The sequence below is a fragment of the Pseudomonas sp. LBUM1673 genome (genome assembly GCF_059695645.1).
In genome coordinates, this window is record NZ_CP166780.1 from 6,317,569 (window position 1) to 6,336,586 (window position 19,018).

Annotated in this window: 15 protein-coding genes and 1 pseudogene; 11 read left to right on the plus strand and 5 right to left on the minus strand. The window is 56.8% G+C overall.

Annotated elements, in window-relative coordinates; all coding sequences use genetic code 11:
• Positions 1–120 precede the first annotated feature (120 nt).
• Positions 121–1,512: an L-cystine transporter gene (locus ACA044_RS28950; RefSeq protein ID WP_497444307.1), complete on the plus strand. Its 1,392-nt coding sequence runs from the start codon at positions 121–123 to the stop codon at positions 1,510–1,512.
• 119 nt (positions 1,513–1,631) lie between these two features.
• On the opposite strand, the gene ACA044_RS28955 is transcribed toward ACA044_RS28950, so the two are convergent.
• The gene (locus ACA044_RS28955) at positions 1,632–2,144 is read right to left on the minus strand and encodes a dihydrofolate reductase (protein WP_497444308.1); all 513 of its coding nucleotides are present in this window, start codon (positions 2,142–2,144) and stop codon (positions 1,632–1,634) included.
• A gap of 85 nt (positions 2,145–2,229) precedes the next feature.
• On the opposite strand from ACA044_RS28955, the gene ACA044_RS28960 reads away from it, so the two are divergent.
• Complete coding sequence (locus tag ACA044_RS28960) at positions 2,230–3,609, plus strand: DUF2868 domain-containing protein (RefSeq protein ID WP_497444309.1); 1,380 nt, start codon at positions 2,230–2,232, stop codon at positions 3,607–3,609.
• Positions 3,602–4,978: a GTPase/DUF3482 domain-containing protein gene (locus ACA044_RS28965; protein WP_497444310.1), complete on the plus strand. Its 1,377-nt coding sequence runs from the start codon at positions 3,602–3,604 to the stop codon at positions 4,976–4,978. Before ACA044_RS28960 ends, ACA044_RS28965 begins: the two co-directional genes overlap by 8 nt.
• A gap of 176 nt (positions 4,979–5,154) precedes the next feature.
• Here ACA044_RS28965 and ACA044_RS28970 read toward each other — a convergent pair whose 3' ends face one another.
• Positions 5,155–7,434, minus strand: a complete 2,280-nt coding sequence (locus ACA044_RS28970; protein ID WP_497444311.1) for a heavy metal translocating P-type ATPase — start codon at positions 7,432–7,434, stop codon at positions 5,155–5,157.
• A gap of 84 nt (positions 7,435–7,518) precedes the next feature.
• Between ACA044_RS28970 and cadR the strand changes: the two genes are divergently transcribed.
• A complete protein-coding gene (gene cadR / locus ACA044_RS28975) occupies positions 7,519–7,968 on the plus strand; it encodes a Cd(II)/Pb(II)-responsive transcriptional regulator (protein WP_007897786.1) in 450 nt (149 codons plus the stop codon).
• 122 nt (positions 7,969–8,090) lie between these two features.
• Here cadR and ACA044_RS28980 read toward each other — a convergent pair.
• A pseudogene (locus ACA044_RS28980) lies at positions 8,091–8,408 on the minus strand (thymidylate synthase); the annotation flags it as partial.
• 300 nt (positions 8,409–8,708) lie between these two features.
• On the opposite strand from ACA044_RS28980, the gene ACA044_RS28985 reads away from it, so the two are divergent.
• Positions 8,709–9,767 (plus strand): hypothetical protein, encoded by a 1,059-nt coding sequence (locus ACA044_RS28985; protein ID WP_497444312.1) that lies wholly within the window; start codon positions 8,709–8,711, stop codon positions 9,765–9,767.
• Between the two features lie 249 nt (positions 9,768–10,016).
• Positions 10,017–11,084, plus strand: coding sequence for a beta family protein (locus ACA044_RS28990; RefSeq protein WP_497444313.1), 1,068 nt, complete (start codon positions 10,017–10,019; stop codon positions 11,082–11,084).
• Here the strand turns inward: ACA044_RS28990 and ACA044_RS28995 are convergent.
• Entirely contained in the window at positions 11,076–11,630 is a 555-nt protein-coding gene (locus tag ACA044_RS28995) for a sce7726 family protein (protein ID WP_497444314.1), read from the minus strand. The genes ACA044_RS28990 and ACA044_RS28995 overlap by 9 nt on opposite strands.
• A 519-nt stretch (positions 11,631–12,149) precedes the next feature.
• On the opposite strand from ACA044_RS28995, the gene ACA044_RS29000 reads away from it, so the two are divergent.
• The 5 genes from ACA044_RS29000 (at position 12,150) to ACA044_RS29020 (ending at position 15,735) form a co-directional block, all read left to right on the plus strand.
• Positions 12,150–12,470 carry a GntR family transcriptional regulator gene (locus ACA044_RS29000; protein WP_497447329.1) on the plus strand — a complete coding sequence of 107 codons (321 nt, stop codon included), beginning with the start codon at positions 12,150–12,152 and terminating at the stop codon, positions 12,468–12,470.
• A gap of 413 nt (positions 12,471–12,883) precedes the next feature.
• The gene (locus tag ACA044_RS29005; protein WP_497444315.1) at positions 12,884–13,504 is read left to right on the plus strand and encodes an SLATT domain-containing protein; all 621 of its coding nucleotides are present in this window, start codon (positions 12,884–12,886) and stop codon (positions 13,502–13,504) included.
• Positions 13,497–14,780, plus strand: coding sequence for a nucleotide-binding domain-containing protein (locus tag ACA044_RS29010; RefSeq protein ID WP_497444316.1), 1,284 nt, complete (start codon positions 13,497–13,499; stop codon positions 14,778–14,780). Before ACA044_RS29005 ends, ACA044_RS29010 begins: the two co-directional genes overlap by 8 nt.
• A 72-nt stretch (positions 14,781–14,852) precedes the next feature.
• Positions 14,853–15,068 carry a helix-turn-helix domain-containing protein gene (locus ACA044_RS29015; protein ID WP_497444317.1) on the plus strand — a complete coding sequence of 72 codons (216 nt, stop codon included), beginning with the start codon at positions 14,853–14,855 and terminating at the stop codon, positions 15,066–15,068.
• 49 nt (positions 15,069–15,117) lie between these two features.
• Complete coding sequence (locus tag ACA044_RS29020; RefSeq protein ID WP_497444318.1) at positions 15,118–15,735, plus strand: hypothetical protein; 618 nt, start codon at positions 15,118–15,120, stop codon at positions 15,733–15,735.
• A gap of 61 nt (positions 15,736–15,796) precedes the next feature.
• Here the strand turns inward: ACA044_RS29020 and ACA044_RS29025 are convergent, their stop codons facing one another.
• Entirely contained in the window at positions 15,797–19,018 is a 3,222-nt protein-coding gene (locus tag ACA044_RS29025; protein ID WP_497444319.1) for a hypothetical protein, read from the minus strand.

The window sequence follows — 19,018 nt, forward strand, 5'->3', positions numbered from 1 at the left end:
CTTATTCCAAAAACGACAGTAGAGCGCTGTTTTTGATATTAATTCATTACATATCAAGCTGTTAGGCTTACCGGTTCGCAGCTGTCCCGGAATGCAGCTGACACGTTTATTGGAGCCTTTATGAATCTGCCGCTGATCCTCAATCTGCTGGTGTTCCTCGCCTTGCTCTTCGGCCTGGCTCAAACCCGTCACACCACCTGGAGCCTGGCCAAAAAGGTTCTGCTGGCGTTGGCACTGGGCGTGGTCTTTGGTGTAACCCTGCACACGATTTATGGTGCGGGCAACCCGGTACTGAAAGCCTCGATCGGCTGGTTCGATCTGGTGGGCAACGGTTATGTGCAGTTGCTGCAAATGATCGTGATCCCGCTGGTGTTCGCCTCGATCCTCAGCGCCGTGGCGCGACTGCACAATGCTTCGTCGCTGGGCAAAATCAGCTTCCTGACCATCGGCACGCTGCTGTTCACCACAGCCATCGCGGCGTTGATCGGCATCGGCCTGACCAACCTGTTCGGCCTCACCGCCGAAGGCCTGGTCGCCGGCACTCAGGAAATGGCTCGTCTGCAAACCATTCAGACCGATTACGCGGGCAAGGTCGCCGACCTGAATGTGCCGCAACTGCTGCTGTCGTTCATCCCGCAGAACCCGTTCGCCGACCTCGCTCGGGCCAAGCCGACATCGATCATCAGCGTGGTGATTTTCGCCGCATTCCTTGGAGTCGCTGCGCTGCAACTGCTCAAGGATGATGTCGAGAAAGGTCAGAAAGTGATCAACGCCATCGACACCCTGCAAGCCTGGGTGATGCGTTTGGTTCGCCTGGTGATGAAGCTGACTCCATACGGCGTATTGGCGCTGATGACCAAAGTGGTCGCCGGCTCCAACCTGCAAGACATCATCAAACTCGGCAGTTTCGTGGTGGTGTCCTACATCGGCCTGGGTTTGATGTTTGTGGTCCATGGCCTGCTGGTATCGGCCGCCGGGATCAACCCGCTACGGTTTTTCCGCAAGATCTGGCCGGTGCTGACGTTTGCTTTCACCAGCCGCTCCAGCGCCGCCACCATTCCGCTGAGCATCGAAGCCCAGACCAGCCGTTTGGGCATTCCACAGTCCATCGCCAGTTTCGCCGCCTCGTTTGGCGCGACCATTGGCCAGAACGGCTGTGCCGGTCTGTATCCAGCGATGCTGGCGGTGATGGTCGCACCGACCGTGGGCATCAATCCGCTGGACCCGCTGTGGATCGCAACGTTGCTGGCGATTGTGACGCTGAGTTCGGCCGGGGTGGCCGGGGTCGGTGGCGGCGCGACCTTCGCCGCGTTGATCGTGTTGCCGGCCATGGGTTTGCCGGTGTCACTGGTGGCGTTGCTGATTTCGGTTGAGCCGCTGATCGATATGGGCCGCACGGCATTGAACGTCAGTGGCTCGATTACCGCTGGCGCGATCACCAGCCAGGTCATGCAGCAGACCGATAAAGAATTGCTGGATGCCGATGAGCATGGGGCGTTGGCTCAGCCTTAAGACTTTCATCGTCTGAGCGGGCCTCTTCGCGGGCAAGCCTCACTCCTACAGGGTTGTAGTGAACCACATTAGGTGATCGACACAAATCCCTGTAGGAGCGAGGCTTGCCCGCGAAGCTTTCAGGCCTTCTCCCAAACCTCGAAGCTGTACGCCGGTTTGTCACCCTCCGCCGGATTCGGAACATTCGACACCAGTTTCCACTGGTTCAAATCAAACGCCGGAAACCACGCATCCCCTTCCGGGCTCAGCGCCACACGGGTCAGGTATAGCCGATCAGCCTGTGCCAACCCTTGCGCATACAACTGCGCCCCGCCAATCAACATCACCTCATCGACGCCCTGCTCGTTCGCCCATTCCTGCGCGCGAACCACCGCCGCCTCCAGCGACGGATAAACCTCCGCACCTTCCAGTTGCAGATCCGCCTGACGGCTGACCACGAGGTTCAACCGGCCCGGCAGCGGACGACCGAGGGAATCCCAGGTCTTGCGACCCATGATGATCGGCTTGCCGAGGGTGGTGGCCTTGAAGTATTTGAAGTCCCCCGGCAAGTGCCAGGGCATGCTGTTGTCGATGCCGATCACACGGTTTTCACCGAGGGCTGCGATCAAGCTGAGGGGGAGTGATTTAGTCATGCCGGCGAGGATACCAGAGCCTCCCTTACCCCGATAAGCGTCACAGCAGTTATGCTCACCGCTCAATTAAGCGACGGGATGCCGCGTGACTGAACTGACTCCACTGCAAAACCTCTGGCTGAGCGAAACCATACGCCTGCGTGAAGAACACGCAGGCCCCTTGGATGATCTGGAAGCCAACCGAATCGCCCGTAGCGCCGGCGGCAACCTGCCGACGCGCATTCAACGCCGCGCCCTGTGCCTGGCCGAGCGCGACGGACAGACCCGCGCCCTCAAGCATTGGCTGCAAGGCGCGCGACTGGCGCTGATCGTGTTGGCCGTGCTGGCGGTGATCAGTGGCGCCGGCCTGGCGTTTGCTGCACTGGGCGACGGCCAGACCCCGGTCAATGTGTTCTGGGCGTTGGGCAGTCTGCTCGGGCTGAATCTGATTCTATTGCTGAGCTGGGCCCTGAGCCTGGTATTCGCCGGCGAACAAGGCGCCGCCCTCGGACGCTTGTGGCTGTGGCTCAGTGAAAAACTCGCCCGCGATGCCAACGCCGCGCAACTGGCACCCGCCCTGCTGCTGTTGCTGCAACGGCAGAAACTCAATCGTTGGGCACTGGGCGTGCTGGTCAACGGACTGTGGTTGCTGGCGATGCTCAGTGCCTTGGTAATGGTGCTAACGCTGATGGCGACCCGGCGCTACGGCTTCGTCTGGGAGACCACCATTCTCGGCGGCGACACCTTCGTCGCCATGACCCAAGCCCTCGGTGCTCTGCCGGCCTTGCTCGGTTTCAGTGTGCCCAGCGTGGAGATGATCCGGGCCAGCGGCGATGCCGCGCTGAACATCGAAAGCGCTCGCCAGGCCTGGGCGGCGTGGCTGGTGGGCGTGCTGCTGGTGTACGGCGTTTTACCGCGTCTGTTGCTCGCATTGTTCTGCCTGTGGCGCTGGAAAACCGGCCAAGCGGCCTTGCGTCTGGATTTGAACCTGCCCGGCTACGCTCAACTGCGCGAACGGCTGATGCCCACCAGCGAACGCCTGGGCATCAACGATGCCGCTCCCGAACAACTTCATCGGGTTGAACACGCTACCAGCGATCTGCAAAGCGATGGCGCGCTGTTGGTGGCCATCGAGCTGGACGATCAACGCCCCTGGCCGCCGCAGCTGCCGAAAAATGTAAACAACGCCGGCGTCCTCGACAGCCGCGAATCCCGGCACAAACTGCTCGAACAGCTGAGTCGATTTCCCCCGGCCCGTCTGGCCATCGCCTGTGACCCTCGGCGCTCGCCCGACCGTGGCAGCCTGGCGCTGATTGCCGAACTGGCCCGCAGCGCCAGCGCTACCCGCGTGTGGTTGCTGCAAGCGCCGCCCGGCGAAGCGCTGGATGCCGAACGCCTGGGCGACTGGCATGTTGCGCTACAACAACTGGACCTGCCGTTCTCCGATTGCGCGCCGTTGAGCTGGTTGGAGACGGGTCATGACTGATGCCTGGAAACGGCCCTTGAAACTCGCCGTGGTCGGCCACACCAACGTCGGCAAAACCTCGTTGCTGCGAACGCTGACGCGAGATGTCGGCTTCGGCGAAGTGTCCCATCGCCCCAGCACCACTCGTCATGTCGAAGGCGCGCGATTGTCGGTAGACGGCGAGCCGTTGCTCGATCTCTTCGACACGCCGGGCCTGGAAGACGCCATCGCCCTGCTCGACTACCTCGAGCGCCTGGAACGGCCCGGCGAACGCCTCGACGGCCCGGCACGGCTGGCACGATTCCTTGAGGGCAGCGAAGCCCGGCAACGTTTCGAACAGGAAGCCAAGGTGCTGCGACAATTGCTCGCCTCGGACGCCGGCCTCTATGTGATAGACGCCCGGGAGCCGGTGCTGGCCAAGTACCGCGACGAACTGGAAGTGTTGGCCAGTTGCGGCAAACCGCTGCTGCCGGTACTGAATTTTGTCAGCAGCGCCAACCACCGCGAACCGGATTGGCGCGAAGCGTTGGCGCGTCTGGGCTTGCATGCATTGGTCCGTTTCGACAGCGTCGCGCCACCTGAGGATGGCGAACGTCGACTCTATGAAAGCCTCGCGCTGCTACTCGAAAACGCTCGGGAACAGCTTGAGCGTTTGATTGCCGATCAACAGGCCCAGCGGGTGGCCCGCCAGCAGAGCGCGGCGCGGCTGATTGCCGATCTGTTGATCGACTGCGCCGCCTGCCGTCGAAGCGTGGTCAGCGAGGCCGAGCAGGAACAACAAGCAATCAGCGAACTGCGCAAAGCCGTTCGCCAGCGCGAACAACGTTGCGTCGAAGCCCTGCTCAAGCTCTACGCCTTCCGCCCACAGGACGCGGCGGCCAGTGATCTGCCGCTGCTCGATGGCCGCTGGGGCGATGACCTGTTCAACCCGGAAACCCTCAAACAACTGGGCGTGCGAGTTGGCGGTGGTATTGCGGCCGGTGCAGCGGCAGGTGCTGGGGTCGATTTGCTGGTGGGCGGCCTGACCCTCGGCGCGGCGGCACTGGCAGGGGCGATTGCCGGCGGCGCTCTGCAAACCGCCCGCAGTTACGGCAGCCGTCTGCTGGGCAAGATCAAAGGCCAACGGGAACTGACCGTCGACGACAGCGTGCTGCGGCTGTTGGCGCTGCGTCAGCGGCAATTGCTGCAAGCCCTGAACCAGCGCGGGCATGCGGCGATAGACAGCATTCAGGTCGCCACGCCGCAGGACAAAACCTGGCGCGAAGGCAAACTGCCGGAAGCGCTGAATAAGGCGCGGGCGCATCCGCAGTGGTCGTCGCTTAATCCTCATCCGAAGTTGAGTCAGGCGGAGCGGCAGGAGCAGGTTGAGGTGTTGGCGCAGCAGCTGTAGAGCCCGAGTGATGTGCTGTTCAGGCGGGCCTCTTCGCGAGCAAGCCCGCTCCCACATTAGTCCTGCGGTGTACACAGCATTTGTGAACACCCGAGATCCAATGTGGGAGCGGGCTTGCTCGCGAAGGCGCCAGACCAGTCACCGCAATTTCTTAAGCCGAGGCCTCAGTAAATCGTCTATTTGCGCAACAAGCGCAAACCGTTGAACACCACCAACAGGCTCACGCCCATGTCGGCGAACACCGCCATCCACATGGTGGCGATCCCGGCGAAGGTTACCCCAAGAAAGATCGCTTTGATGACCAATGCCAAGGCAATGTTTTGTTTGAGGATATTTGAGGTGTGCCGCGACAGGCGGATGAAGGCCGGGATTTTGCGCAGATCGTCGTCCATCAGGGCGACATCGGCGGTTTCAATGGCGGTGTCGGTACCGGCGGCTGCCATGGCGAAACCGATCTCGGCCCGCGCCAGTGCCGGGGCGTCGTTGATGCCGTCGCCGACCATCCCGACCCGATGGCCCTGGGCATACAGCGTTTCGATGGCTTGCAGCTTATCGGTCGGCAACAGATCGCCTTGCGCCTGATCGATGCCCACGTGGGCGGCGATGGCCTGAGCGGTGTGAACGTTGTCGCCGGTCAGCATCAGGGTTTTGACACCCAGCTCATGCAACTGCCGGATCGCTTCGCGACTGGACGCTTTCACTGTGTCTGCCACGGCGAACAGCGCCAAGGGGCCGGATTTATCGAGCAACAGCACCACGGATTTGCCCTGTTTCTCCAGAGCAAACAGTTTCTCTTCCAGCGCTGGAGAACACAGGCCCAAATCTTCCACCAGGCGATGGTTGCCCAAGTGGTAGACCTCACCGTCGATCTCACCACGCACACCACGACCCGCCAGGGCTTGGAAGTTATCCACAATCAGCGGCGCGCGCTGGTTATCCACAACTGCATCCACAGCCGCATTGGCGATGGCCAGCGACACCGGGTGATCCGAGCGACCGGCCAGTGCCGCCACAATGGCCGGGGCGGTTTCATCAGCGGTCGGGTCGAGGGACAAGTAGTCGGTCTGCACCGGTTTGCCGTGAGTGAGGGTGCCGGTCTTGTCGAGGGCCAGGTAGTCGAGTTTGTGGCCGTGCTCCAGGTAAACGCCGCCCTTGACCAGAATCCCTTTGCGCGCCGCTGCCGCGAGGCCGCTGACGATGGTCACCGGGGTGGAAATCACCAAGGCACACGGGCAGGCGACCACCAGTAACACCAGCGCCCGGTAGATCCAGTCGAACCACAGCGCGTTCATGAACAGTGGCGGAATCACCGCCACAGCCAAGGCCAGGATGAACACGGCCGGCGTGTAGATTTTCGAGAAGCTGTCGACGAAGCGCTGGGTCGGCGCCCGCGCCCCTTGGGCCTGCTCCACGGCATGAATGATGCGCGCTAGCGTCGAGTGGCTGGCCTCGGCAGTCACGGCATATTCCAGCGAACCGGACTGGTTGATGGTGCCGGCAAACACCTTGTCGCCGATGGTTTTCTCTACCGGCAGGCTTTCACCGGTGATCGGCGCCTGATCGATGGTCGAGTTACCGGACAGCACTTCGCCGTCCAGACCGATTCGCTCACCGGGACGCACTCGCACCCGCGCACCCAGTTCGATGTTTTTAACCGGTTGGGCGACCCAACTGCCGTCGGCCTGCTGCACCGTGGCCTGCTCGGGGGTCATCTGCATCAGCCCGCCGATGGCGTTGCGTGCCCGGTCCAGAGACCTGGCTTCGATCAACTCGGCCACGGTGAACAGGAACATCACCATCGCCGCTTCCGGCCACTGACCGATCAGAATCGCGCCGGTCACGGCGATGCTCATCAGCGCGTTGATGTTCAAGTTGAGGTTTTTCAGGGCAATCCAGCCCTTCTTGTAGGTGCTGAGGCCACCGCTGAGGATCGAGATCAGTGCAATAACCGCCACCACCCAGTTCGGCGCCGCATTGGTGAAGTGGATAAGCTCGGCGGCCAGCGCCCCGACGCCGGACAACGCCAGCGGCCACCAAGGCTTTTTCGCAGGTGCAGGGCTCGACGCTGGAGCTTCAGCGCCCTGCTCCATCGGCTCGGCGTGCATGCCGAGGGACTTGATCGCGTCGATGATCGGCGTGGTGCTTGGCAGGTCATGGGTCACGCCCAACACCCGGTTGATCAGGTTGAATTCCAGTTGCTGCACACCCGACAGCTTCCCGAGTTTGTTCTGGATCAACGTCTGCTCGGTCGGGCAGTCCATCGCCTCAATGCGGAAACTGCTCAGCCGCGCACTGGCGGTCGGCGTCTCGCTCAACACAATCCGCGAAGGTGCCGCGGCTTTGGACGAACAGCAGGAATCCCCGTGGCTTCCATGGCCATGCTGGGGCACAGGCTGCAGCTTGTGGCTGTGATCGTGCCCGGTCTCGGGTTTGTGGGTGTGAAGAGAATCGCTCATTGGTCGCGTCCATGAAGGTGCCTGTTGCCAAGTAAAGACCCTGTAGCCACTATAGGGTCAAGCACCCTTTTGGAGATTGTCGCGATGAAAATCGGAGAACTGGCGAAACTCACCGACTGCGCCGTGGAAACCATTCGCTACTACGAGCGCGAAAACCTGCTGCCGGAGCCAGCCCGCAGCGACGGCAATTACCGCGTCTACACCCAGGCCCACGCCGAGCGCCTGACCTTCATCCGCAACTGCCGCACGCTGGACATGACCCTCGAGGAAATCCGCAGCCTGCTGGCCCTGCGCGACAGCCCGCAGGATCAATGCGAAAACGTCAACGCGTTGATCGACGAACACATCCACCATGTGAAGGCTCGAATCGACGGTTTGCTGGCCTTGCAGACACAGCTGCTCGACCTGCGCCAACGCTGCAGCGAAGGGCCGGATATCGATCAGTGCGGGATTTTGCAGCGGTTGGAAGTGAGCGGAGGGGTTGTGGCGACGGAGGTTGAGCATTCCCATGTCGGGAGAAGTCACGGCCACTAAGAACACCACAAAAACCTGTGGGGGCGGGCTTGCCCGCGATAGCGGTTTGTCAGTCACATCAATGTTGGATGTGACGCCGTCATCGCGGGCAAGCCCGCTCCCACAGGCTCAGTAGTTGATCTTCAGACCGCCATCGGCGCGGTCATCGGCGCGTGGTGCTCATAGCCTTCGAGCGAGAAATCACTCGGCTCGATCAATTCCAGCCACTCCGGCTGATAAACACCGGTCTTGGCAAACTCCGGCACACGGTCGGAAATCACCAGTTTTGGCATCGGGAACGGCTCGCGCTTGAGCTGTTCGTTGAGCATGTCCAGGTGGTTTTCGTAGACGTGGGCGTCGCCGATGAAATAGGTGAACCAGCGCGGTGTGTAACCGGTCAGGCGACCGATCAGGCTCAGCAGCGCGGCGCCTTCGGTGAGGTTGAACGGCGTGCCCAGGCCCCTCATCCCCCCATATTACTGCACATTACGTTGACTTGTAATGCCTTCCAAGCAACTTTGTATATGTGCATTGTAGCTTTTGCACATTACATACTCAAGCCCTAATACTGGATGAACCACCAGTTTTTTTAAGTCTCGCCCAAAGCTCATCTTCTTCTGAAGAGGCCTAAATACGGGCCTCATAGCCAAAAATTGATTCATCCTGGCAATGTGCTATCCATGAGGTCGGGGGAATCTATCTCCCCAGGATCAGCTCCAGCGCTTCCGCAGGCACTAAGACGCAAACAGCAGGGAGAATCGATGCGCCTAGATCAGATGCCATACCACTCAATGCCCACCTTGGCCATCCTTCCATTCCGGCAATTCCGCACCGGATGGACGTGGCAGCTGGGGGCACTCAAGCTCTTCCCCGACTCCCAGCTGTCCTGGAAGCGTTACTTCTACGATAACGGCAGCGGACATGCGAGGGCAGCTGTTTTCACCTCCTACGAGGAGGCCATGGAAGCTGCAGACGAGTTCAACAGCCGCACCAGTGATCTGGTAGTTCAGGCGGTATCGGATCCTGTGCTTCAGAGCTCGACCACCCTGAAAGTCGAGAAAGCACTGACGGCGGCGCGCCGTATCCAGGGAGAAGAGGAGCTCATGGAGCGCGAGGCTATCAAGAGGAACGCCCATCTGCCCAGGCTCTCGGTGCAAGAGCTGAAACTGCACAATACGATGGAGAGCTTGCGCCAACCTCTTTATGAGGAGCTCGAACGAGCCCCCTATGTGGATGTGGTGGCCCTGCCGAGATTCAACATGTGCCTTCGCCGTGTCGATGACCAGACATGGGAACAGATCGGAGCCCTGTCTCCCAAACGCTCGCAGATCTGTCTGCGCGAAGTGACAGCCAAAGGGTTTGGTCTTTCGGGAGCTGAACACTGGGGAAGAACTAAAGCGCAGATACGCGCACTCTTGCTACCCCGAGCCAATCAGCTGCTGCAACTAGCGAGCGTCAAGCAAATGCTCGCTGAGGCAAGGATGCGCGGCCAGAGGGTACTGGTCTGCGCTGGCTTTGTATTCTGGTATGAGGACGACGGGGGGCCACGGTGGGTGGTGAAAAACACGGGTGGCGAGTCCAGCAGTGAAGAAGGAAACACCTTATGGCACGAGGGAACGATCCTATCCAAGAACCATGGCCGGATCGTCGTGCTTCCCTATATCAAGGAGAACGGGGAAAAGGTTCAAGGGCACACGAAGAATGCACCGCACGACGGAAAGGCGCTGCCTCGGCATCCTGACCAGTACGTCACCCTCCCTTTTGAGATCCTGGATGGTGACCTCATGATCGGACTGTTTGGTGAACTCCACTACGAGTAACGCACCGACTTATCGGACATAGGCGCACCCCATATCCCAAAACAGCGCATTAAAGCTTTTATTGAGTGGCCAAGTGCTATCTTACCAATCTCCACCTGCCGTCCCGCTGGAAGCATGACGTCGGCCAGTGGCAGTGAGCAAAACCGATATGTTTCGCATGTCGACGCTCGCTGATCGCCGGGGCCCTTTACTCGCTATGCAATCAGCGTCACGGCGAAGCCGTTTTTCACAGCATGCAAGGAGTGCAAGATGCAGTACGTGGCTTGTTTACGAGTTGGTCAGAATGACGTTAAGGCGCTGATAAATCTGGAAGACCACAGGCGGGACGTCGTAGCTCCGCTGTTGGACATGCGAGGTGACGACGACAGACACCTACAAACATTCCTAGCGAATTGGACTGAACATCCTTTTTTCCTAGACGTTTCAAGAATAACGAAGGACGTTGGTGAAGAATTCATTACTACTAATGACCTGCACAATCCTCATGGTGCGTTTGAGAACAAACGTCGATTCTTCTCAGATGTGGCAGGCATCAACCAGAACGCAATACCAGTGGTTTCCTGGGTTGATGACGACCCCCAACGAGCAGTCATCCAAAGTGCTCTCGCTCTTCAGAGCGATTTCCCCCATATAGCCATCAGGGTTACCTGCCCAGAGAACCCCACTGCGACTTCATGGAGCAGATTGCTATCGATCCTGGATGCTCTTGAAAGCCCGGACACCGCGACGGTGATTTTGGACTTCGGTGCCACAGCTCCGGCCAATACTGCCTCAGGGTCGGATTTCAATGTATCCCTGCGTCAACTCAACAGCTATCAGATACGGAATTTGGTTCTAATGAGCACCTCCTTCCCTATCGATAAGCCCGCCTCAAATACCTCCCGTTCCTCCGCCTGTTACGACGTTGCGTGGCAAGCAAGGGTCGATACCAGTGGCATAGCTTCGGATATTGTCTACGGGGATTACGCCGCCACCAATCCAACCGCCTCGATGGAATACATACGAGGCATGCCTGTGCTTCCTTTCGCCTGCTATTACACACCAACAGAATGGTGGCAACGACGCAAAGGTTCGGACAAGGAATTTGTACGGTACATTGAAATCGCCCAAGAAATCAGAGGGCTGCCGGGTTACCACGGTGATGATTTTTGCTGGGCTACTCGTGAGTACAGCAGAATTGTCGCCACATCTACCGGCTACGGGAACAACGGTACGTGGAATGGATACAGGATCAATCAGCATATCTGCGCCATGATCGAGTCCATCGTAGCTACGGATAACAGTTTCGATGATCTCGATGCTGACGACTTACTCTAGCGAGCGATAGCGTTGTTTCAAGCTTGCTAGGACATGTGATCTGATCAAGCTCATGGGGAGGGTGTCGCATAGCTGGCGACGCACTTCTTTTATGAGGTGACGACTTTTCGTTGGCACGCCATTCTGGTTCGCGAGTGCGTCCAACTCGCTACGCCACAAGAATCCCGTAAGGTGGAATTTATCCTGGAGCTTGTTGGGCTTCGCCTTTCGAATCATCGCCATGCCGGAATAGTCATCGACGACGAGTACGCCAACATGCGGTAGACATGACTCAAGAGCCTTCACCAAGTGCTTTGAATGGCAGCATAGCCAGACTTCGTCAAAGCACGCCATATAGGCCTGCTGCTGGCCCTCCCAGCGTGTCAAGGTGTCAGCATGGGACTTGATCTCGAAAGCGGTTAGCTTCCCATTGGCATGAACGAGGTCGGCGCGTCTGGCCTTATCGATGAAGCACAGCTCCTCGATGAAGACGTCACTCTCTTCATGGGGCATCGCTTTCGCGACCCACTGCTTGAGGATTGGACGGATTTCGGTTGGATTCAACATGCGCGGATTATAGACAGACAGTTGAGGCTTCTCACGCTAAAAAAGCATCCGGTCGTCGAGCACTCCAGTGCTGGCACCTGCTGCTACCCCTCTTGCACAAGATGAGAGGTATGCGGCAGATGTTAGCTTGGGCCAGGGCTTCCTAGCTTTACTAGCTCCCCCCTGACTGACCTCAGTCCGTGATGACCACATCGGCAAGTTCATCAGCAAAGGGGAGTATCTGCCCTTATCCTCAGCCGATTTCTATGTGGCGGTCACAAGGGCGAGCAAAGCGTAACGATTGTCTTGAATAAGCCAGGGGCCTCACAGATCCCCTATTGGCATCCACCTGTAGACGCTTCACCGCCAGATTGATGCCTTGATGTGTGAGCAACTGAACTTAGGTGGAGCCGGCGCCCATCTGGAACGAGAACGGATCACTGGACTCTCTCCGATACAAGTTGGTGACTCCCCGCCCCAGCACACGGCCTCATCAGCGACGGCTCCCTGGCTCCTGGCACGTGCATCACTCAAGAAGAGATCGCCGAGCAGATGCGCATCTCTCGCTCGCTGATTTTTCAGGCATTGCACCTGCTGAAGAAGTACGGACTGATCCAGGACGCGCCCGCCAGAGGTGTATCGGTCACCCCACTGACCACCGATGACATCAGCAACCTCTATCTGATCCGTTGCGCGCTGGACAACCTCTCTGCGAAGATGGCTGCCGAGCGTAAATTCCAGCTCGATCCTGCGGTGATCAAACCGGGCTACGAGGCTTCACAGGGCAAGAACATCAAGGAGATGGTCGACGCGGACGTGGCGTTCCATGCCGCAATCTACGATCCTCTGGCAACCCGCTGATTGCCCAGAGCGCTCAGGTCTACTGGGTACACCTGCGCCGCGCGATGGGTGCCGTTCTGCAGTCGTCCGAGTAGTGCGAGGCGATCTGGAACGAGCATGAAGCCGTTGCTGAAGCGATCGCGAGCTGACGGACGTGCACACGACTCATGCCAGGTAAAATCTGCTTGAGCGTCTCAGCAATCGCCTGATGGCTTGAGAGTAAGGGTGCCCGGTTTCGGGCACCTGAATGCCTTACTAGCGCTTAGCCATCGCTGGCCGATTCGGCTTATGGTAACGTCCACAAGCCTTCTGCTGCAGTAACCGGGACATGCTGCGGCCCAGAGGTAAATGCCGGCTTGTCAGACGACCACGTGACCTCACGGCTCATTGGCACTGCAGTTGAGCAGCCACAAGGATTGAGCTCAGAGGTTCACATGGATCAGCAGGTAGCGCTGCGAATGATTGCGGAAAAGGCATACGACGTTGGGTATGCCGCCAAGCTTCACTTTTCGACTTTCGACATCGTTGAAAAAGCGCCTGGGTGGATCGGTATGGTCTCACTCATCATAGGTGTCCTCTCCCTCTACATCGATGTTTTGGCCGCCAAAAACATATCAGCCCTCATCACAGTGATTGGCATCTGCAGCCTTTACATCGCGCTCTACTCAGAGACGAAGGGACAGTATTACCAGGCGGGTAGCGCGCTGACCGCGCTGTTTGATCGGTTGAAGGTGCTACATGCCCAATGCAAAGCAGCCACTGGGTTCACGCCTGCTCACCAGCTGGAGTATGACCTCATTACCGAGGCGTTCCGGAGTGCGTGCCTGAACAAGCACATCCTGTTTTCTGGGTGGCTCGCCCACAAGAAATTCTTCTGGGAACAGCAGATCGACTGGATCACCGATTCCAGGAAGTTTTCCCTGTGGAGGGACAAAGTCCCGTTCTCTTTCTATGTCTCTATTCTCGCGGTTTTGGCTGCCATGGGCGCGGTTTCGTATCTCGGCTCCCACCCTGAAATAGTGAATGCCCTGCAAAGGATTTGCACCCATGAGTAAAGAGCTGTTTGAACTATTTCGGAAGAATCTGGCGGTCAGGAACGCTGATGCGATCTCCAAGAGCTATCGCCAGATCACGGAGAAGCTCAACGGGAAATATTACGACAGCGACTCTACTAGCCTGCACTGTCGCCAGGTCGGGTCGTACGGGCGCCATACGGCAGTCCATGGCATCAGCGACTTGGACATGGCTTTTGTTCTGCCGTGGTCAGTGTATGACCGGTTTCAAAAGTACGTGAATAATAAGCAGTCCTCGCTGCTTGGCGAGATCCGCCTGGCCCTCAAAGACCGGTTTCCCAACCATACCGTCCGCGCTCAGCAGCAGGTGGTGTCGGTCGACTTCACGGACTACATCGTCGAAGTCTTACCAGTGTTCGAGCACGATGATGGCAGCTACACCTATCCAGATGCCAACGATGGCGGCAGTTGGAATACCTGCAATCCGGTCGCAGAGATCGATGAGATCAACAGCCTTAACCAAGACAAGAACCACAACCTCAAGCGCCTCTGCAAAATGGTTCGCGCCTGGAAGAATGACCACGGCGTCCCGCTGAAAGGGATGCTCATCGACACCCTGTGCTACCAGTTCCTCAAAGGCACGGCAGACTACGACGATGAGTCGTACTCCGTGTACGGTGAGATGTCACGGGACTTCTTTGCGTATCTGGTGGATATCAATGAGGACAAAGAACAGTGGCGAGCGCCGGGGAGCGGTTCGATCGTCACAAAGTCGGGGCACTTTCATCCAAAAGCCAAGAAAGCTCTGCGTCGACTGCAGGAGGCTCTGGACGATGCTGACGTTGCCCACGAACGTTGGAGCACTGTTTTTGGTGAGCATTTCCCTGAGTACGTGGAAGAAGAGAAACAGCAAGCCATCAACGAAGGCCGGGTCAAGAACATGGAGCAGTTCATTGGCCAGAAATTCAGCCTGGATATCCAGTACAACCTGCGCATCGACTGCAGCGTCAAAAACGAAGGGGATCAACTGCGCAATCTGATGTCGAGGGTCATCCGCTACAAAATTCCGAAGGAACGCGAGCTAACATTCTGGGTAGCCGAAATTGACGTGCCGCCGCCCTATAAGATTTATTGGAAGGTAAAGAACGTAGGCCCTCAAGCAATTGAGCGAAACATGATTCGTGGAGACATTCGGATGGACAGCGGGCCGCATCAGATCACCGAGCGATCAAGCTTCCAGGGGGATCACTACGTAGAGTGTTTTGCCGTCAAAGAAAACGTCTGCGTGGCCCGCAGTCGAATCGTTGTCCCGATCTAAGCTCACTCTCCCGCTGCGCACCAGACGATCAAGGGCACCCGAGCAATCGGGCACCCTTCGAGCCATCAGCGGTTGACCACCGACTTCGGCATTGCCAAGCAAATGCACGCAGCGAAGACCAACGAACCTGCGATGCAGTACAGCGCGATGTCCGTGGAAGACGTCACATCCTTGAGAAAGGTACATCAGCTCAAGGCGGAAGGCCTTAACCAGAAGCAGATCGCCGAAAAAATGGGGATTTCTAAACAGACAGTGCACGACCTGTGGCACCGCAAACTGGACGTGTGACGCTCCTCACCGGGCGAGCAAGGAGTTTCTGCATCGTGAGTAAAGCGGTATGAAATTGAGTAAGTTCCGTGTCGGCTGGTGGGCAAGTATCGTGGCGGGAATCGTTTTCCTGATTCCGCATCTCAGAGACGTGTCAACCATACTAGGGCCGCTGGCACCCTACATGGTTCAGCCGAGCACATCCGATGGTCTGAACCCAAAACTGCTGGGCTTGTGGTATGAAGAATACCAATACCCTCAACGCAATGGCGTTGTTGGCTTTGAGGGCACTACAGAGTTCTTTCGTAACAGGACATACCGAATCAATGGCCTCCTTAAGAGCACTACCTTTTTGCCTGTCCCGCTCTCTCCCTACACCACGATCTATAACTTCGATGGCAATGGAGAGTGGCAAGCCTCCGACGATGAGTTGGTCATCAAACTGCTCAGCGTAAGAATGCGTGTAGCCGCCAGATTGCTGGCTGGAATGACCCTCAAGATACGTGATACCTCGCGCCCACCGAGCACTGAAGAAACCGAGTTGGAGCATGGTCTCCTCATGGCCCAGTCACAGCGTTACGACATCCGCAGCACGAATAAGAGCGAAGTCGTACTGGAGACAAACGGCCTGTTCGCTGACAGCTACCGAATCAACATGACTCGCACCAAACAGGTGTACATGAGATAGCTCAGGCGCCACGCATGAGACGCCTGGAGCAAGCAACCTCTGGTGTCTATGGCTACCGGCCTTACGATGAACGAATCCGCGCCAAAGCACGGCTGATCGGAGGGTTGTCTACCCCCTCCGGGATTAACACATCGTCATCAGGTTGAAGCGCTGTAATCTCTAGGTGGTTATCATCAATTTCCCAAGCATTTATAACCACAAGCCCTGAAGTTGATAAATGATGTGTGGGTCTCCCTTTTGCGTCCACCGTGACGACATAGCACCTTTTGTAGTTTTCATAATCGCTCAGGAACCTATCAAGATTCTCAGAGGAATCCGGCGTAACCGTAAGAATTCTGGACGAGGCCGAATGAATACTCGAAGAATCGTCATCATTCTGCTCAAGATTACTCGTAACCACCACTCTATAGTGCGCAGGGTTCTGCTTGCTAATTCCGCGCATGAGTGCGATACGCAACTTTTTGCCAGGATCTTTATCACCGACAGTTTTAGCGATATTTGAAAAAATCTTTTCCCCAACCACCGGGTTTTCAAAAAGGAATACAACAGCAGGAATCTGGCCTCCCCCCCCTTGAAAACCGACTCCCCTCCATCCAGCTTGATCCCACAGACTGACCTGAATGAGAGATGAAATCTTCAAGTCTCTATGTTTAAGGGTTGAAAATTGGAACGGATGTTTTGGTCGCTCCTCGGAAACGTCAGCTTTAGGTCGCCAGTCCATGGGTTCAATGTTGTGATGCTCAAACCAAGTCACGCGACGAGTCGGCTGGTACAATTCTAAGGACGCGTCCTGATGAGACGCAATTCCTGGGACAGCCTCACGCCCCATGAAATAGCTGTCCAATCCAATATTACAATTGAAGACAACGGCTCGCTCCAAGGCTTTATCGCCTCGAAGCATTTCTTCCAATCTCGTCCAGCCAATCTGAGGGCAGATGATGGTGACAAAACGGAGGCAGAATTCACTGTAGAAATCCTTGATTGTATCTCGTTGCTCATCGGTCAAATTGGCGATACTGAAGGGCGAGCAGAGTATTTCAGCAGAAGTTACCTGTGCAGCAGTATCGAAACTGTGCTGAAGTATGAATTCGTCCTCATCTTCCAGCGAGATATCAATATTTACGGCGGGCAATGTAGACGCTAGATGGTCTGCCATCATCGGGGCGCAGAAGCTTTCCAGCACAGCCAATAATTGCTGCGCTAGCTCCATGCAAGGGGACTTCACGGGGAAGGATACGGACACCTTACAACCCAGGATGTAGGAGCTTATGGTCGTCCAGCGGTCTATATAAAGGTCGAGCGGGGCCACCGGGGCGCCCATATCAATGCCGCGCCACATATTTATAAATTGAAGATCAATAGGCTCACCTTCGGGCCCTGCTTTATCTTCATGACCTAAGCAAATCAATAGCGCATCGGCACTGAGCCATAAACCTAACTGATTTAGTTTATCCGGCAGCCAAGCTAGTCTTTCAATATCTGAGAAATTGGCGTTGAAAAATAGCTTACCAATGAGAGCCTCGTAACTCATTTTCTGACTTTCTGTCCACAGCTCTTCATCCAGTGTTTGAGAGATCAGTTGAGCCAGGTGGTACCAAGTTAATGACTGACCCAAACGACCAAGCTGACCTTCAATCCACATGAGTTGCTGGTAAATAGCAGCTTGCTTAGCACTGCTCCGCTGCTCCTTCAGTGCCTCAGAGGTGACGAGGTAAGCTGCCATCAGCGCAGAACCTCTGGCAGCCCAGAGTAGGCCCTGCTTCTCGTATGCATGGGACAACATATAAAGGGCAGCGAACATTTCCGTCTTGCTTTCGCTGCTATACAACCCATACAGAGACAACCCAAAGCACTTGATTGCCCTGTAGTAATCCTTTTTATCGCTGCTCAGCGCTCCTCGCCTCAGGTATTTGTCTGCCTTAATCCGGCTATTTTCCCGTTCACCCGCATCATCAATGAGCTTATCCATGAGATCTTCGTAGGCCTTGAGATCTCCAAAGGCCACGTCGAGTTCTTCGAGCAAGTTGACGAGACGAGCCATAGGGTAGCCAATCAGCTTATGAGCACTATCAGCGATGGTGCCCAAAGACCTGAAGGTGTTGTTGACCTGCTCCTCGCTTTTAGCAGCCAAAAGATCCAGGAGCGCCAGTGATGTCTTGGCTTGCAATGCGCCGCTGATCATATCCGCGTCGCCGGCTATCGAGTTCAATTTCTCTCGAATGGTGGCTTCGATGCAGGCCACATCAAGGGTGCACTTGCCGTCTCGATGAGTGGTGACAACCAGATTGAACAACGTTACGACGTTCTCCCAGACCTCAACGTTGTCGGTCTCTTGTGCCACGCCAAGCGCTTTCTCAAAGGTGTCCTCGAAGAGCTCGGCATTTTCCAGCCACCAATACGCGGCCCATGTCAGCTGATAAAGGGACTCGAAATGCTGCCTCTGGGTGCCAAACTTTTTCGCTGTCCGCACAGCGAGATTGAACTGGTGCTCAACAGCGACGGCATCCCGTTCCAGCTCTTTGTAGATGATGGCACGCTTGGTATAGAGGTCGACCTGGGAGAGCGTTAAACGGCTTGGATCTTCAATCTGTTCGATCTGACGCTCAATGTCTGCTAGCTGGATCTGCTTGTCAGCGTCGAATGGGCCGATCTGAATTTTGCTCTCAATGCTGCCTGTAAGACCTAGGTAGTCGATGGCAAGCTGCTGATTCTTGGGCTGCAGTGTTTTATCAAGCAGCCAGGTTCGATCAAGGATTGTGACCGTGACGCCATGCTTTTCCGAAAGGTCATCCTGAAGCTGCGCCCTCAGGCTGTTCTTGATGAATCGACTGGAGACACAAAAGATGCGTGAGTACCCACGCCCGGTGGACATGATGCTCTCGACATCCTTCGTGCATTTTGTCTTCCAGTCTTTCTGGGTACTGACACCGAATGCCCATCGCTCAGACTCCGGAGCCTCGTTTAATCCCCAGAAAAAGGCGATTTGGCTGGCTACAGGGTACGTTTCGGTATCGGTTTTACCGTCTCCACCCGCAGTCGGGCCGGTCTGGGCAACCAGGTTGGGACAGATTTCTCGCTCACAAAGCTTGCGTACGAATATCTCGAACTCAAGCTCTTGGCTTCGGTTGTTCAGGGTCTCGAAGTGGTACTCCAGCATCAAGCGGTCGATGGTAGCTTCTTGAAGCTTTACAGAGTCCGAGAACTGCTCTGGACGTCTCGCTCGCAGGAAGTCTTGCGGTTTAGGGCCATTGATCTTGGTAGCCGATTGTTCCTTGCCCATCAT